Here is a 15117-nt window from a genome sequence, read left to right on the forward strand (position 1 = left end):
TACAAGCAATATTGATGCCAGCGAGTATTTTCTCTTTCATTTCAAGCATTTAATTTATTATTCGCTCAACTTTTTATTCCATGTGTAAAAATTTCCGACAGGATAGTTGCGTACACAAGCCCCGTATCTCATGTTTTACAGGCGCAACCCGGCTTTACGCGTTTATTCACTGTAAGAAAATCCGACACCATCAGTGACTGGTCGCGTGAGCGGCAGCCCTGTTCGCGCCATAGTTGCGTCGCATGCGCAGGAACGGCTCTTCGACGATGTGGTAGCACAGCGTGGAAAGCGCCCAGGTCAACCCATACGTCACCACGAGCATGATGGCAACGTCCAGCCACGGCACGCCGGTCGGACTCACGATACCGACGCGCTGGGACAGGATGTGCAGCAGGGCCATGTGCAACAGGTAGAACGAGAAGCTGATTTTCCCGCCCTGGCCCAGCGCCCGCTCGACCATGCCGGGCAGGCGCGGCTTGAACGACACCCAGGCCAGGATCACGGCAGCCCAGCCGGCGCTTTCGACGAAGGACCAGTAGATCCAGAACGAGGATTTGGGCGTCATCATGAACGGGGCGACGCGATGCATCCAGGCCGTGTTCCACATCACCAGGGCGATGCTGGCCAGCAGCAGCAGTGGCGCGTAGCGCGCCAGCTGCGGGCGCCAGCGGACGTACAGCATCGCTGCCGCCATGCCGATCAGGAACTGGTCGAAGCGGCCGACCCAGGTACTGAAATACATCAGCGTGCTGTTGGCGTTCACCAGGTACGCGGCCACCTTGAAGAAGGCCATCAGCACCAGCCAGCCGCCCAGGTAGGCGATGCCGCGCTCCAGCGTGAAGCGGGCAAGGAAGGGGAAGACCAGGTAGAACATGAATTCCAGCGAGATCGTCCAGGCCGCCCCGGTGACCGGGCTGACCGAGGTGGGCGCCAGGCCGAGGTTGGAAGCGAACAGGTACAGGATATCCTGGGGTGCGAACTTGTCGCGGTTGATCGAGGTGGCGAGCAGGAAGATCACCAGGTAGAGCGGCACGATGCGCAGGATGCGGTTGCGCAGGAAATCGCGGTACTGGATTTCCCGCTGCGCCTGCTGCTGGTGCAGCGCGATCTGCATGAACAGGAAGCCCGACAGCGTGAAGAACAGGCCGACGCCGGTATGCCCTTCCGTGATCACCGCCCACCACGGTCCGCTCAGCCCGGCGCCGCCGGCCCCGCGGTACTCGAGGTGGAAGTGAAACAGGAAGACGATGGTCGCGGCAAGCCAGCGCAACTGATCGATGCGCGGGTTGTACTGGATGTTCAGTGAATGCATGTCTGGGCCGGCCTGCGCAGCATGGCCTGTTGTACGGAGTCCCGTATTGTAATAGTAATTGCCGACCGTTATCGCTGCGGACAGGCCCATCTGCCTTTATAATGTCGGCCTGTCTTTACCAGCCTTGCCGCCATGTCTTCCGCAGCCAACTCCGTACCAAGCTTCGTCAATATCGCCGCCTACAAGTTCGTCACCCTCGACAACCTGGAAGAACTGCGCCCGCAGCACCAAGCGCTGTGCAACGACCTGCGCCTGAAGGGAACCGTCCTGCTGACGCCGGAAGGCATCAACATGTTCCTGTCCGGTACGCGCGAGCACATCGACCAGTACCTGGCCTGGGTACGCAGCGACGCGCGCCTGGCCGACCTCGAGTGGAAAGAAAGCCTCTCCACCGAGCAATCGCACAAGCGCATGCTGGTGAAGATCAAGAAGGAAATCATCACGATGCGCATGCCGCTCATCAAGCCCGAGCTCGGCCGTGCCCCATCGGTGGATCCGAAGACGCTCAAGCGCTGGCTCGACCAAGGACATGACGACGAGGGCGTGCCGGTGGTGATGATGGAAACGCGCAATGCATTCGAGGTGGATGTCGGCACCTTCGACAACACGCTCGACTACCGCATCGAGAAGTTCACCGAGTTTCCGGAAGTGGCGGCCCAGCACAAGGACGAGTTGGCCGGCAAGACGGTCGTGACCTTCTGCACCGGCGGCATCCGCTGCGAAAAGGCGGCGATCCACATGAAGAACATCGGCTACGACCGCGTGTTCCAGCTCGACGGCGGCATCCTGAAATATTTCGAGGAAGTCGGCGGCGACCATTACAGCGGCGACTGCTTCGTGTTCGACTACCGCACCGCGCTCAACCCGAAACTCGAGCCGACCGAAACCGCGCAGTGTTTTGCCTGCCGCGCCGTGGTCACGCCGCGCCAGCAATTGTCGCCGGATTACGTGGTTGGCGTATCGTGCCCGCACTGCGCGCCGGCCGCATCCTCGCGCTCGGAGAACGCAGGGGCCGGCGGCGACGCAGCAAGCACGGCACACCCAGTCTGAAATTTTCTTTCAACGCGGCAATGCGTTTGAAATAATATTTCAGCATGCGCGGACGCCAGGTCCGCGCGTGTTCTTAGATATACAGACCGTCGATCTCGAAACCGCTCGAAGCACTACCCACGATCTTGGCGATCACGCTATCGACCACGCCCGGGTCGTTCGCGGTCGCGCCCGTCTGCAGGTCCTTGATGGTGGCGATCCATTCCATCGCAATCTTGTTCGCCGCCGCGCCCGAGTAGGCTGCCTTTTCGTTCGGCTGGTCGAGGCGCGCGGTGAAGACGGCGGCGGCCGAGACTTTGCCGTTGAACGCCACGCGGTCGTTGCCCTGGGCACCGTTGGCGATCTCGGTCACCATGTTGTCGATGGTGACCTGGTTGTTGTTGAGCAGGTTGGTCCAGTAATCGATACCGGCGGCATCGCCTGGACGGCTGAACAGGTTGTCATAGACCTCTGCGACCTTGGCACGGTTGTCGAAGCCCGCATAGGTATCGCGGTACTCCTTCGACGTCGAGAATGCGCGCGAGGCTTCCTGAAGCGCGTTCGGATTGCTGTTGACTGCCTTGACCCAGTATTCGAGACCCGCAGCGTCAGCCGGGCGGCTGAAATAAGCAATATACAGTTTCTGCACTGCGAGGGTGTTTGCGTCTGCCATGTCGACCTCCATTAAGATTGGTAAATCGATATTAGCGCAACAAAAAAAATCGCGGCGCATTTTACTGAAGAGTGCGCTAGATAATTGCTTTTAGGAGATATTTCCTAGAAGATAGCAGAAGTTAGAGAAAGTGAAGAGAAGCAAGCATTCACATAGGAATGCTTGCTTGGGTTTAACAACCTAGTTAACGAAAATAGGCTGCAATTTCGCGCACCGCATCGGCCTGCAAGGTACCGGAGGCGGCACGCAGGCGCATCAGTCCCACGAGGTAGGAATAGCGTGCCTGGGCCAGGTCGCGCTGGCTGGCGAACAGTTGCTGCTGGGCGTTGAGCAGGTCGAGATTGATGCGCACGCCGCCTTTGATTGATTGCTCAGTTGCAATCATAAGTTGCTTGCCGGACTCGACCGCCTTGACCAATGCCTCGATTTTCCGCCCGCTGCTTGTCACAAGGCTGTGGGCTTTTCGCAACTCGACCAGGATCTCATTGGTACGCGCATCCAATTCGGCCTGGCTACGACCATAGATCGCCGCCGCTTGGCGCGTGCTGGCGTTGATTGCTCCGCCCTGATAGATCGGAATATTGACCTGGACGCCGAGTTGGCGGTTCGTATTGCGCTGGTTCAGGTTGGTCAGCGATTCGCTGTCGCTCTTGCTGTAAGCCGCGACGAAGTCCACGCGTGGATAATGCCCGGCCCTGGCACGGCTGATATCCAGGCGCGCGTTTTCCACGGCCAGGCGGCTGGCCGCCAGCATGTTGTTGCGCTCGAGTGCGAGCTTGCGCCAGTCCTCGAAGGAAACTGGATCGAGTGCAAGCGGACGGAAATCATCCGCCAATCGGTCCAGCTCGCCCGGATCCATCCCGATCACGCCTTCCAGCGTATTACGGGCAGCCACCAGGTTGTCCTGCGATTCGATCAGTGCCGCCTCGGCCACGTCGAGCCGGGCCTGGGTTTCGAGCATATCGGTCCTGGTACCCTCTCCCCGCTGGAACAGCCGCTGGTTGAGCTTCTGGTTTTCCAGGTGGGCGTCGCGCTGGACGCGCGCCAGCGCCAGCTGGTCCTGCGCGAACAGCACGTCGAGATAGGCGCTGACCACGCGCACCGACACCTCGTCGATGCCGGCCTCATAGCTCTCCTCGGCCTGTGCAGTCTGCACCTTGCCCTGGCGGTAGCGCGCAATGGCGTCCATGCTGAACAACGGCTGGCGCAACTGGACCACGGACGAGCGGCTGGTATAGCGCGGGTGCTGGGTGCTCATCTGCCCGAACAGGTTCGGGGCCGTCTGGTCGGCAATGTTCTTGCCATAGGAGTAGCTGCCCGATACCTGCGGCAGCAGGCCGGCGCGGCCGAGGATACGGTTTTCCTTGCCGGACTCGTTTTCATAGAAACGCATGCGGAAGGTGGGGTCATTCCTGATGGCCGCCTCATACGCCTGCTGCAGCGACACCGCGCCCGCGCCCCCGGTGGCGAGCGCCAGCAACATGCCCAGCACGCCTGCCCGCATTGCCTTGATCTTGCGGTCCTTGCTCATTGCGCGCATGTCAGTCCTCGCTCATCGAGGATTGAGCACGGTCGATGAGCGGCTTGAGCAGGTAGTTCATCATCGTGCGCTCGCCGGTCTTGACGAACAGTTCCACCGGCATGCCCGGGCGGATATCCATCTTGTGCTCGGCAATCATCTTCGCCCCCGCCGGGGTCACCTTCACGTGTACGACGTAGTACGGCATGCCGGTGCGCTCGTCGACGTTGCGGTCGGCCGCCACGTTGGTGACTTCGCCTTCGATATGGGGCGTCTTGTTGACGTTAAATGCCGAGAACATCAGCTCGACCTTCAGGCCCGGATGGACCTTGTCCACCAGGTTGGTCGGCAGGTGGCCTTCGACCACCAGCGGATCGTCGGTCGGCACGATGTCCATCATCTTGAAGCCGGGCTGCACCACGCCGCCATTGGTAAACACCGCCAGGCCCACCACCGTGCCGTCGGCTGGCGCCTTGACTTCGACGTTCGACAGCTCGAAGCGCAGCGCCTGCAGGCGCGCGCCCTGGCTTTGCGCCTCGCGCTGCACTTCGGACAGCTGGGTACGCACTTCCTTCTGGTAGTCCTGCGTGCGCTGCGCTTTGCGCAAGGTGAGCTCGGTCACCTGGCGCTGGGCGCGTCCGATATTGCCGATGTCTTCCGAGATCGCGCCGCCCAGCTGGGCGTAGGTCCGCTCCAGGTCGAGCAGGCGGTTGCGCGCCACATAGCCTTCCTTGGCCAGGTCGCGCATGCCACCCAGTTGTTCTTTCAGGAAGCCGACCTGCTCCTTCTTGCTGTTGCGCGACTCTTCGAGGCCGCGAATCTGCAGCTTCAGGCCGGCGATATTCTCGTCCAGGACAGCCAGTTCGTTCTGCAGAGAAGACTGGCGCGACGCGAACAACGAGTTTTGCAGGCTGATCAGGTCGGCCACGCGCGGCTCGTTGCGGCGCTGCTCCAGCTCCGCCGGGAACACGATCTTCTTGAGCCCGTCGCGCTCGGCTGCCAGGCGCGCTTCGGTTGACAGCGCCGACAGGTACTGGCTTTCGGTGGCCTCGACGCTGGCCTGGGCCATCACGGCATTCATGCGCACCAGTACCTGGCCAGCCTTGACCACATCGCCGTTGCGCACCAGGATTTCCTGGACAGTGCCTCCGGATTGGTGCTGCACCGCCTGGCGGTTCGATTCCTTGGCCACGGTGCCGCTCAGGGGCACGCCCTTGTCGAGCGGCGCCAGCAAGGCCCACAGCAGGAAGCCGCCCACGCCGAGCAGGACGATGATCCAGCCGAGGCGGCTGTAGGCACGCGCGTCGGTATTCACTTCCAATGGCGTGGCGTCATGGGAAATGACCTCCGTCGTTTCGTTCTTTAACAACTTCATTATTTGCTCTCTCCGCTAGTAACCTGCGCCTGCCCCTCGGGGGCCGCCGCAGCCTGCTGTGCCCGGGCCGCAGCTGCCTGAGCCTGTGCAGCCTGAGCTGCCTGAAGCGCCTTGTTGTTTGCTTCCTGCAGTGCCGCCAGCACTTGCGCGGTTGGGCCGAACATGTGTACCGCGCCATCGCGCATCAGAAGCAACTTGGTTGTGACGCCGATGATGCTGGTACGGTGAGTGATCAGGATGATCGTCTTGCCGCGCTGGCGCAGATCGTTCACGGCCGCGACCAGGGCCTGCTCGCCGGCGTCGTCGAGGTTCGAATTCGGCTCATCGAGCACGATGAGCGAAGGATCGCCGTACATCGCACGCGCCAGGCCGATCCGCTGTTTCTGCCCACCAGACAAGCCGGCACCGCCGTCACCGAGTTGGGTGTCATAGCCTTCCGGGAAGTGCAAGATCATGTCGTGCACCCCGGCACGCTTTGCTGCCTGGACCACTTTCTCGGCATCTACTTCACCAAAACGGGCGATGTTTTCGCTGACCGTGCCGCCAAACAGTTCGATGTCCTGCGGCAAATAACCCAAGTGCGGACCCAGCTCTGCCTTGTTCCAACTGTAGATATCGGCACCGTCGAGTCGCACTTTGCCCATCATGGCTGGCCATACACCGACCAGCAGGCGCGCCAAGGTCGATTTGCCCGAGCCACTTGGGCCAAGCACACCTAGCACGTCGCCCGGCACGATACCGAAGGTCACATTCTTGACAATCGGGTTGCGCATGCCAGGTGGTGCGGCGGTGACGCCCTCCAGGGTCAAGGTACCCTGGGGCGCTGGTAGGGCCATGCCCGCTGGGCGGGTCGGATTGGCTTCGAGCAGCTTGGTCAGGCGATCGTATGCGCTACGCGTGCTGGACCAGCTCTTCCAGACACCGATCACTTGTTGCACCGGCGCCAGAGTACGGCCAACCAGGATCGAGGCGGCGATCATCATGCCTGGCGTAATCTTGTTTTCAAGCACAAGCAAGGCGCCTAGACCCAGGACCAACGACTGAAGCGCAGTCTGGACGAACTTCGTGGCCGCACCGATGGTGCCGGCCTTCTGGCTGGCGTCGGCTTGCAGGTTCAGGAACTTGCCGTGCATCTTGAACCAACGACCAATCAGGTTGGGCAGCATACCCATTGACTCGATCACCTCGGCGTTGCGTAAATTGTTGGTTGCCAGCGTGCTGGCCGAGATCGCCATCGTGTTCGCTTCCGACAAGGGCTGCTTGGTTACACGCTCATTCACGTATGCAAGTACGATCAGAACCAGGGTGCCGCACAAGGCAAACAGGCCAAGTGCTGGGTTGAACATGAAGATCACGATCAGGTAGATCGGGAACCATGGAGCATCGAAGAACGCGAATAGTGCATTACCAGTCAAGAACTGACGCAGGTTCGTCAAATCATTCAGGGCTTGGCCGGCATTCCCACCAGCCTGTTTCAGGTTCTGTTCGAACGATGCCGTGTACACACGCTTGTTGAGCACCATGTCGAAACGTGCTCCAACGCGCACCAATACGAAGGAACGGATGATTTCCAGTCCGCCCATGAACAGGTAAGCCCCGAGCATCAGCACCGTTAACATCAGCAGCGTGATCTCATTACGGCTCGCCAGTACCCGGTCATAAACCTGGAGCATGTACAAGGAGGGAACCAGCATCATCAAGTTGATGATGGCGCTGAACACACCAATGGTCCAGAACGTACGCTTGAATGCGAGAAGCGCACGACCGATTTCAGTTTTTTCGTCTAAGAATTTCGTCATGTGTAGGGTGCTGACTGCTGGTGACCCGCTGTAGCTGCGGGTAGGAAATTGATCCGACGTATATTATGAACGAAAACTCTTCATATTTGTGACGCACATCACATATTGTTGCGATTAAAGTAACTTTTATGTCGCATATGGGAATCATCCAAAGAAAAACCCCACCCTCTTACGAAGGTGGGGTTTTGTTCTTCAGCAATCAGCCCGTTGATCGGGCTTCGTGCTCAGTCCATCGTTAGGCAGCCGGGGCGCCCGAAGTGATGATGCCGTTGTTCAGCTGGATCGTGGTTGCATCGATACCGACCAGGGTGATGGTCACGACTTCCGGAGTTGCGGCGCTCGAACCGAAGACCGACTTTTCCAGTTTGATCACGGTGTCGGTGCCGACTTGCGACACGAACGCTTCCAGGACCGCATTGTTGCCGGTGGTCAGAGCGCCACGGTTCAGCGTGTAGTCCGAACCGATGAACAGCGAGTCATTGCCCTGCAGGCCGAACAGGCTGATGGTCGAGTCGACCTTGCCAGCCATGAAGATGTCCGAGTTCGACGAACCGATTTCCGACACGGCATCCACGTTCTGGATGGTGTAGTTACGCGAGGTGAACACTTCAGTTGCAGCGGCAACGGTGGCGTCCAGTGCAGCGCCTTGGGTGACCAGGGCTTCAGCGCTCTTCAGCTTGGCCAGGGCTTCGTTGAAGTTCTTGATGTTCTCGTTCGCGGTCGTGACTGCCTTGTTAGCATCGGCCAGTGCCGCTGCCAGTGGATTCTCACCAGCGGTCGGCTGGTCGTAGAACGCATTCACAGCAGCCAGGAAGTCCTCGTACACGTTGTTGTTGGCAGTAGCATCCTTGGCCTTGAAGATAGCCAGTTGCTCGGCGATCTGTGCTTCGGTCGGCAGCGCGCCATCAGCAACTTCCACTTCGACGAACATGGCCTTCAGGGCGCCCAGTTCGGCAACTTCGGCAGCGGTGGTGTCCAGGTAGTCCACGGTGTTCTGGGTCACGGTCACCAGGTTGCTTGCCTTGGTCACGTTCAGGTCAGCAGCTTCCTTGGCGATCGAAGCGTTCAGCAGAGCGGTGATGCCCGGATTGGTCGTCTCGGTCACGCCGGTAGCCAGAACCAGCTGGCCGCTAGTGTTGGTGGTGATCAGACCAGTCACGGTGCCGTTACCATCACCGCCGTCAGCCGCAACGTTCATGGTCACCGAGGTGCCGTTGGTGGCGTTGTAAGCAGCCAGCTTCGACGCCAGGTCGACAGCGGCGGTCTTTTGGGTTGCCAGGGCAGCGGTTTCAGCGGTCTTGGCAGCGGTTGCGTTGGCGATAGCCGACTGCAGGCCTGCGACCTGGGCGATTTTGCCGGTTGCCGTGACGACAGCAGCTTGCGCTTCGACCAGGGCCTCGGCGTTAGCAGCTTGCTGGTCGGAGATCAGGGCAGCCTTGACCGAAGCCGAACCGCTTGCATAGATGGCCTCAACAGCGTCGCCAGCAGCAGGCGTACCCAGCAGGGTCTGCACTTTGGTGCTTGCGGTGGTGACTGCTTCAGCCAGCTTGGCATCGGTGGTGTTGGTGTTGGCCTTGCCATCGCCATCGGCGGTGACCAGGAAGTCAGCCTTGGCCTTGTTGGCAGCTGCCAGGTTAGCCAGGGCGCCAGCGACGGTGAATGGGGTGCCTGCGGCAACGACCTTGCCGACGGTGGTTGCCAGGGCGACCGGAGCAACTGCTGCTTCCAGCGATGCGTCGGTGGTGACGCTGGTGATGAATGCCTTGGCTTGTGCGTTGGCAGCGGCGCCGCTGTAGCCCTTCTGCTCGGCGGCGGTGTCCAGGGCTGCGGTGAAGGCGGTAGCGGCCGACACCTTGTTTTCGTAGGCTTCCGCGTCGGTGGTCTGCGCGCCCTTGGCGATTTCAGCAACGACTTTATCGATGGTGGTCAGCTTCTTGTCCAGCAGGTCTGCCCAGTATGCCTTGCCTTCGGCTTCAGCTGCACGGCCAAACAGGTTCAGGTAGATCTTGTTGACGACGTCGGCGTTCGACATGCCAGCGTATTCGGTCTTGTATTCGGCTTCAGCAGCGAAAGCGGCCGACACCAGAGCGGTCGAGCCCTTCTGGTTTGCAACAACGTTGGTCCAGTATTCCAGGCCAGCGTAGTCAGCCGGACGGTTGAAGTAAGCGACGTACAGTTGCTGAACAGCTGCGATGTGCGCGGTGACGATTGCCATTTATTGCTCCAAAAAAAGAAAGATCGATCGATCAAATGTTGAATCAAAATTGCGGAGTGCTCTTGCACGCCTGTAAGCTCAACGGACTGCATGATGACAGAAGGCGAGCTCGGCCTTATGTGACGGCCATCACAAAGCCGACAAAGTTATTCTAAAAATCGACAGAATTCATACAATCCCTCGCGCTCTTTACGCATTACGAATAAAAATCATAGGTATTTACAAAGATCTGGCAGATATATGCATTTACTACTCCTTATAAGATTAGAAAGTGCCACTGCCCACCTTTGTGAATTCTTGCCCAACTTCTGAATCCAAAAGAAATAAAAAAACCCGGACTAGCCGGGTTTGCTGGGATGCGTAAGCAGCTCAACGCCAAGTGGCAGCGCCGTTCACGGTCCGCGTTTCATCGAGCCGCCCCTCAAAAATGGTCGCGGCACTGCCGCCGCGCTCATTGCTCAGCAGTCCCTGAACATTGAGAATGCCGAAGCGGCCTTCCGCATCGTTGCTATACAGGCGCCCATCCCCCATTACCGTGCCATTGGCGGTGACACGCACAACATCGCTGCCCGTTGCCACGTCCATTCCAGTACTGAAGGTCCGCAAGCCAAAGTCAACATTTAGAGAACCATTCGACAATGTCGCCGGCGCTACAACCGTACTCCCGAACCCGTATTCTGTCGTGACATACGCTTCATTGCCGCGCAAGGAAAATCCGATCGATCCGTTATTTGGCGCAACATATTCCGTCCCAGGGGAACGGAACAGCGCGAAATACCCGGACAGTGCCAGCAATTCATTTTTCTTGCGCTCCTCCGACAAGCTGATGGCCGCGTGACGACCCGCCGCCGCCTGCCAGCGCCCCCACTCCGCAGTGCTTTCAGGCAGAGTGGATGGTTTTTCCGTTGAAGGCGGTGTGCTAACCGGCGGAACTGGACCCGGATTCGGCGCCGGCGCCGGCTTGCCCGCCAGCCTTTCGATCGCCGTATTCAGCCCGGCGCTCTTCATGGCTTCCACGCCGACACTGACTGGTGCGGTGGCGCTGGCGCCACCCGTCTTGGCCAGCGGCTCGTCGCCACGCGGCGGCGACACCTGGTCCGGCGACAGCGGGCTGCTCGGCAGCACCTGGGGGGCCGCCTGGCCGCGCCGCACCTGCAGCAGCTGGCCGCGCTGGGCCGCGCTCAGTTCGCGGCTGGCCTCGCCTTCGCACGGGCCCGCGCCATCCGGACGGCAGGCGCCGGCAAAGCCGCTGACCACCACGCCGCCGGAAATCACGGCCACGCGCGAGGTCTCGTCGTCGGTGAACACGGTGAAATCGGTGCCGCGCACGCCGATCGCCGCTACCGGCGTGTTGAAACGGAAGTTCTGGCGCGCCAGCTTGACCGCCTCGCCCGACTTGCTGCGCGCCACGCCGCTCAGCAGTTCGAGCTTGATGCGGGTATTGGCAGGATTCTTCTGGTCGATGTGATAGGTGACGATGCGCGCCCTGGTGTTCGGGCGCAGGATGAACAATCCGTTGTCCACGGTTTTCACGTAGATGAAGCCGTCGCTGCCGGTGCTCAGCATCTGGCCTTCCGCCACGGACGCACCTTCACGCGCGACGGCTTCGCCTGCCTTGGCATTGCCGGCAACGAAGATGATCTTGCCTGCATCGGCCGCATGGACAGCCTGTGCCGCGCAGGCGAGCACTGCAGTTAATAAGATTGTTCGCAAGATGGCCCCCTTTCCCTTCTACTGTACCGTGCACGCCACGAACAGTTCTGTGACAAGCATCACATTCTATCGGAAAGGACGAGTCCGGTTCATAATCATCTCGCCTAGTGTCTTTCAATGAAAACAATGCGCGCCAGCAACTGTACGTTAGCGCCAGCAACTGTACGTTATACTCCTGCTATTCTTTAACTGAAAGTACCTCCGTACACTGCCGAGCGTGGCTGAACCGAGATCACAAGCCCGACCCCGCGGACGCTGGGTCATTGCTGCGCTGGCCCTTCTTGTGACCTTATGGTCACAGTATGGATACCTGGTGCGACAGTCGTTCCTGCACGAGGGCCAGGCAAGCGCTGTCCACGCCCATGCGGACCTGTTGTTTCTGCCCAACGAGCGCCTGCGCGATACCTTCCTCCGCCTGCAGGCCGGGGATACGCCGGAGCCGCGCATCCTGGTGGTGGACATCGACGAAGCCTCCTTGACCGAACTGGGTCCATGGCCCTGGCCGCGCGAGCGCCTGGCCCACCTGGCCGAGATCCTGCTCACCACGTACGCGGCGCGCGGCGTTGCCCTCGACATCGTGCTGCCGTCCGCCAGCGGCAGCCCCGGCGACACGCGCCTGGCGCTGCTGGCCCAGCACGGCCCCGTGGTGCCGGCGCAGGCATTCGACTTCGACATCGCGGGGAAACGTCCGCAGCCGCTGCGCGATGGACAGCTCGGCGGAGCCACGCAGGCCTACCGCAGCGGCGTGCCCGCCAGCGGCTATGTCGGCAACTATCCGGCGCTGGCCCGGGCGCCCCACATCGGCGCGATCGGTTTCATCCCCGATCCCGACGGCGCCCTGCGCCGGGTGCCCCTGGTCACCGAATTCGAAGGCCGCCACTACCCGGCCCTGGCGCTTGCCCTGGTCAACTGCTGTGCGGGCAAGGGTCCGCTGGCGCTCGACGGCATTGCCGACGGCAACGGGCTGATGCGCGTACCCTATCCCCGCGACTGGTCGGCCTATACGGTGGTGAGCGCGGCCGACATCCTGGCCCAGCGCATCGTGCCGTCCAGCGCCGACGGGCGCCTGGCGGTGGTCGGATCATCCTCGCTCGGCATGGCCGACCGGGTCACCACGCCGCTGGCCGCCAGCCGCCCGGGCCTGGGCGTGCAGGCGACGGTGCTGTCGGCCCTGCTCGACCGGCACGAGGGCAAGGCGCCCGCGCCCTGGCCCGGGCGCCTGCTTGCCTGCCTGTTCGCGCTCGCCTCGGTGCTTGGGTGTACGCTGCTGTTCCCGCGCCTGTCGGCCGCTGCCGGCGTTGCCCTGCTTGCCGCCAGCTCGGCCCTGTGGCTGGCGCTGGCCTATGTCGCCAGCACGCGCGATCCGGATTTCGCCCCGGTCGGCCCGCTGGCGACCAACCTGTTCATGCTGGCCGTCGCCGTGCCCTACCAGTGGCAGCAGGCGCAGCAGCGCTCGCGCCACCTGCTGCAGACGCTGCGCCAGTACGTGGCCCCGGCCGTGGTCGAGGAGCTGCTGCGTAGCAAGGAACCGGATCCGCTGCGGCCGCGCCAGCGCGACGTGACGACCCTGGTGGCCGACATGGAGGGCTATACCGGCCAGGTCGAGGCGCTGCCGGTGGCCGAGGCGGCGCAGCTGACGCGCGATTTCCTGGATTGCCTGACCGGCCCGGTGATCGAACGCCAGGGAACGCTCGACAAATATACCGGCGACGGCATGATGGCCTTCTGGGGAGCGCCGCTGCCGCTGGAGCAGCATGCCGACCTGGCCCTGGACGCCGCGCGCGACATCACCCGCCGTGTCGCCGCCCTGAGCCGGCGGCGCGAGCAGGCCGGCCACAAGCCGCTGCGTGTGCGCATCGGTATCGAAAGCGGCCTGGCCATGGCCGGCGACTTTGGCACGTCGTTCCGCAGCATTTATACTGCGGTCGGAGATAGCGTCAACACGGCGGCCCGGCTCGAACAGGTTGCCCGCGATTTCCCCGACAACGTCATCATCGGCCCCGGCGCCGTCGAACGTGCGCGGCGCCACCGCTTCGTCACCCTGGGCGAGCGCCTGCTGCGCGGAAAAGAAAAACCAACGCCTTTATATACCCTGGACACCATCGACACCAGCATGCACCATCCGGGCGCGCCCGCCGCTGCCCGCGCTCCGGCCGCGCCCGCCGCTTCGGAGCGGCAGACATGAGCATCCGCATCCTTGCCCTGCTGCTGGCCTGTGCGCCGGCCTGGGCGCTTGCCCAGGCCGCCGGCCCCGATTCGATCCCGCCGCCCGCGCCGGCGGCGGGTAGCGATGCCAAGCAGGATACGCTCTACCAGGAAGCCCTGCATTCGCTGTCCGAAGGCCGCAAGACCGACGCCTCGAACACGTTGAAACGGCTGATCGAACATGCACCGCAGCATGCAGGCGCCCTGATCGACCTGGCGCTGATCCAGTGCGGACTCGGCAATGCCGACGAGGCCGAACGTCTGTTCGCCACCGTCGAGACCCGCTTCGCGCCGTCGCGCGCGATCCTCGAACTGATCGGCGAGGCGCGCGACACCGGCTGCAAGCCCCTGCCGCCGGCAAGTATGCTCAATCTCAACATCGGCCGCGGCCATGACGACAACGTCAACCAGGGCGCCAGCAACTCGACCTTCATCGTTACCGGTCCGGACGGCGACATCGTACTGCCGCTGCTGGAAGACTTCCTGCCCCGGCGTGACAGCTACACCACGCTGGGCGGCGACTACATGCGCGGCCTCGGCAGCAACGGCAGCCTGGGATTCCTGCAGTTCCAGGCCCGCCGCTACGACCGCATGCGTGCCTACGACACCGGGGCATTGTATGGCGGCATCGAATCGCCCTGGCGCATCAAGGCCTGGACCGTGCGCACCACCGGCTCGTTCGGCGCCACCACCATGGGCGGCCGCCTCTACCAAAAGCAGGCCCAACTGCAGGCACGGGTGACGCCGCCGCTGCCTCTGCCCGTCCGTACCCAGTTGCACCTGACCGGCAGCGCCACCCATACCGAATACGAAAGCTTGAGCAACTTCGATTCGGACATCTTCGAGGCGCGCGCGCAGTTGTCGCACCAGACTGGCACGCTGGGCGCCAGCGCCACGCTCGGCCTGCTGAGCGACCGCGCGCGCGGCGACCGGCCCGGCGGCAACCGCCATGGCAACTACCTGACGCTATCGCTGCGCAAACCGCTGGGCTGGGACACCAATGGCGAGCTCGCCTGGACTCGCCAGCGCTGGGACAGCGCCGCCCCTTACTCGCCCGGGCTCCTGATCGACCAGGTACGCGCCCAGCGCACCCAGGTACTGCGCGCCGCGCTGTCTTATCAACCTGCCAAGAACCATACCGTCATCCTCGAGGGACGGATGGTGCGCAACCGGGAGAACATCAGCATCTTCCAATACAACAATCGCCAGCTCCAACTCAGCTGGCAGTGGCACTATCCTTGAGTCCGGCTGTACAATCTTGCCGTTCAATTAGGAGA

Annotated in this window: 10 protein-coding genes; 3 read left to right on the forward strand and 7 right to left on the reverse strand. The window is 61.9% G+C overall.

Annotation, left to right across the window (positions count from 1 at the left end; translation table 11 throughout):
- Positions 1-190: 190 nt before the first annotated feature.
- The gene (locus ACFFJK_RS16150; RefSeq protein WP_379680462.1) at positions 191-1312 is read right to left on the reverse strand and encodes an acyltransferase family protein; all 1122 of its coding nucleotides are present in this window, start codon (positions 1310-1312) and stop codon (positions 191-193) included.
- A gap of 132 nt (positions 1313-1444) precedes the next feature.
- Between ACFFJK_RS16150 and ACFFJK_RS16155 the strand changes: the two genes are divergently transcribed.
- On the forward strand, positions 1445-2362 hold the full coding sequence (locus tag ACFFJK_RS16155; protein ID WP_379680464.1) for a sulfurtransferase: 918 nt from the start codon (positions 1445-1447) through the stop codon (positions 2360-2362).
- 73 nt (positions 2363-2435) lie between these two features.
- On the opposite strand, the gene ACFFJK_RS16160 is transcribed toward ACFFJK_RS16155, so the two are convergent.
- The 6 genes from ACFFJK_RS16160 to ACFFJK_RS16185 all read right to left on the reverse strand — a co-directional run bounded on the left by ACFFJK_RS16160 (position 2436) and on the right by ACFFJK_RS16185 (position 11611).
- Positions 2436-3014 (reverse strand): DUF4214 domain-containing protein, encoded by a 579-nt coding sequence (locus ACFFJK_RS16160; RefSeq protein ID WP_379680465.1) that lies wholly within the window; start codon positions 3012-3014, stop codon positions 2436-2438.
- Positions 3015-3198: 184 nt separating this feature from the next.
- Positions 3199-4554 carry a TolC family outer membrane protein gene (locus tag ACFFJK_RS16165; RefSeq protein WP_379680467.1) on the reverse strand — a complete coding sequence of 452 codons (1356 nt, stop codon included), beginning with the start codon at positions 4552-4554 and terminating at the stop codon, positions 3199-3201.
- Between the two features lies 1 nt (position 4555).
- The gene (locus ACFFJK_RS16170; protein ID WP_379680468.1) at positions 4556-5908 is read right to left on the reverse strand and encodes an HlyD family type I secretion periplasmic adaptor subunit; all 1353 of its coding nucleotides are present in this window, start codon (positions 5906-5908) and stop codon (positions 4556-4558) included.
- A complete protein-coding gene (locus tag ACFFJK_RS16175; protein WP_379680469.1) occupies positions 5908-7707 on the reverse strand; it encodes a type I secretion system permease/ATPase in 1800 nt (599 codons plus the stop codon). The genes ACFFJK_RS16170 and ACFFJK_RS16175 overlap by 1 nt, the downstream gene beginning before the upstream one ends.
- A gap of 235 nt (positions 7708-7942) precedes the next feature.
- Positions 7943-9922 carry a DUF4214 domain-containing protein gene (locus ACFFJK_RS16180; protein ID WP_379680471.1) on the reverse strand — a complete coding sequence of 660 codons (1980 nt, stop codon included), beginning with the start codon at positions 9920-9922 and terminating at the stop codon, positions 7943-7945.
- A 369-nt stretch (positions 9923-10291) separates the two neighbouring features.
- Positions 10292-11611 (reverse strand): FecR family protein, encoded by a 1320-nt coding sequence (locus ACFFJK_RS16185; RefSeq protein WP_379680472.1) that lies wholly within the window; start codon positions 11609-11611, stop codon positions 10292-10294.
- Between the two features lie 337 nt (positions 11612-11948).
- On the opposite strand from ACFFJK_RS16185, the gene ACFFJK_RS16190 reads away from it, so the two are divergent.
- Both ACFFJK_RS16190 and ACFFJK_RS16195 read left to right on the forward strand, forming a co-directional pair.
- Positions 11949-13820 (forward strand): CHASE2 domain-containing protein, encoded by a 1872-nt coding sequence (locus tag ACFFJK_RS16190; RefSeq protein ID WP_379680473.1) that lies wholly within the window; start codon positions 11949-11951, stop codon positions 13818-13820.
- On the forward strand, positions 13817-15082 hold the full coding sequence (locus ACFFJK_RS16195; RefSeq protein WP_379680474.1) for a tetratricopeptide repeat protein: 1266 nt from the start codon (positions 13817-13819) through the stop codon (positions 15080-15082). The genes ACFFJK_RS16190 and ACFFJK_RS16195 overlap by 4 nt, the downstream gene beginning before the upstream one ends.
- Positions 15083-15117: the final 35 nt, after the last annotated feature.

The sequence above is a fragment of the Massilia consociata genome, from assembly GCF_042432755.1.
GTDB classification, from domain to species: Bacteria; Pseudomonadota; Gammaproteobacteria; order Burkholderiales; family Burkholderiaceae_D; genus Telluria; species Telluria consociata.

Excerpts from the sequence above, each read along its gene's own strand:
- ACFFJK_RS16150 (WP_379680462.1), bottom strand. The coding sequence starts at position 1,312 with ATGCATTCACTGAACATCCAGTACAACCCGCGCATCGATCAGTTGCGC.
- ACFFJK_RS16155 (WP_379680464.1), top strand. The coding sequence starts at position 1,445 with ATGTCTTCCGCAGCCAACTCCGTACCAAGCTTCGTCAATATCGCCGCC.
- ACFFJK_RS16160 (WP_379680465.1), bottom strand. The coding sequence starts at position 3,014 with ATGGCAGACGCAAACACCCTCGCAGTGCAGAAACTGTATATTGCTTAT.
- ACFFJK_RS16165 (WP_379680467.1), bottom strand. The coding sequence starts at position 4,554 with ATGCGCGCAATGAGCAAGGACCGCAAGATCAAGGCAATGCGGGCAGGC.
- ACFFJK_RS16170 (WP_379680468.1), bottom strand. The coding sequence starts at position 5,908 with ATGAAGTTGTTAAAGAACGAAACGACGGAGGTCATTTCCCATGACGCC.
- ACFFJK_RS16175 (WP_379680469.1), bottom strand. The coding sequence starts at position 7,707 with ATGACGAAATTCTTAGACGAAAAAACTGAAATCGGTCGTGCGCTTCTC.
- ACFFJK_RS16180 (WP_379680471.1), bottom strand. The coding sequence starts at position 9,922 with ATGGCAATCGTCACCGCGCACATCGCAGCTGTTCAGCAACTGTACGTC.
- ACFFJK_RS16195 (WP_379680474.1), top strand. The coding sequence starts at position 13,817 with ATGAGCATCCGCATCCTTGCCCTGCTGCTGGCCTGTGCGCCGGCCTGG.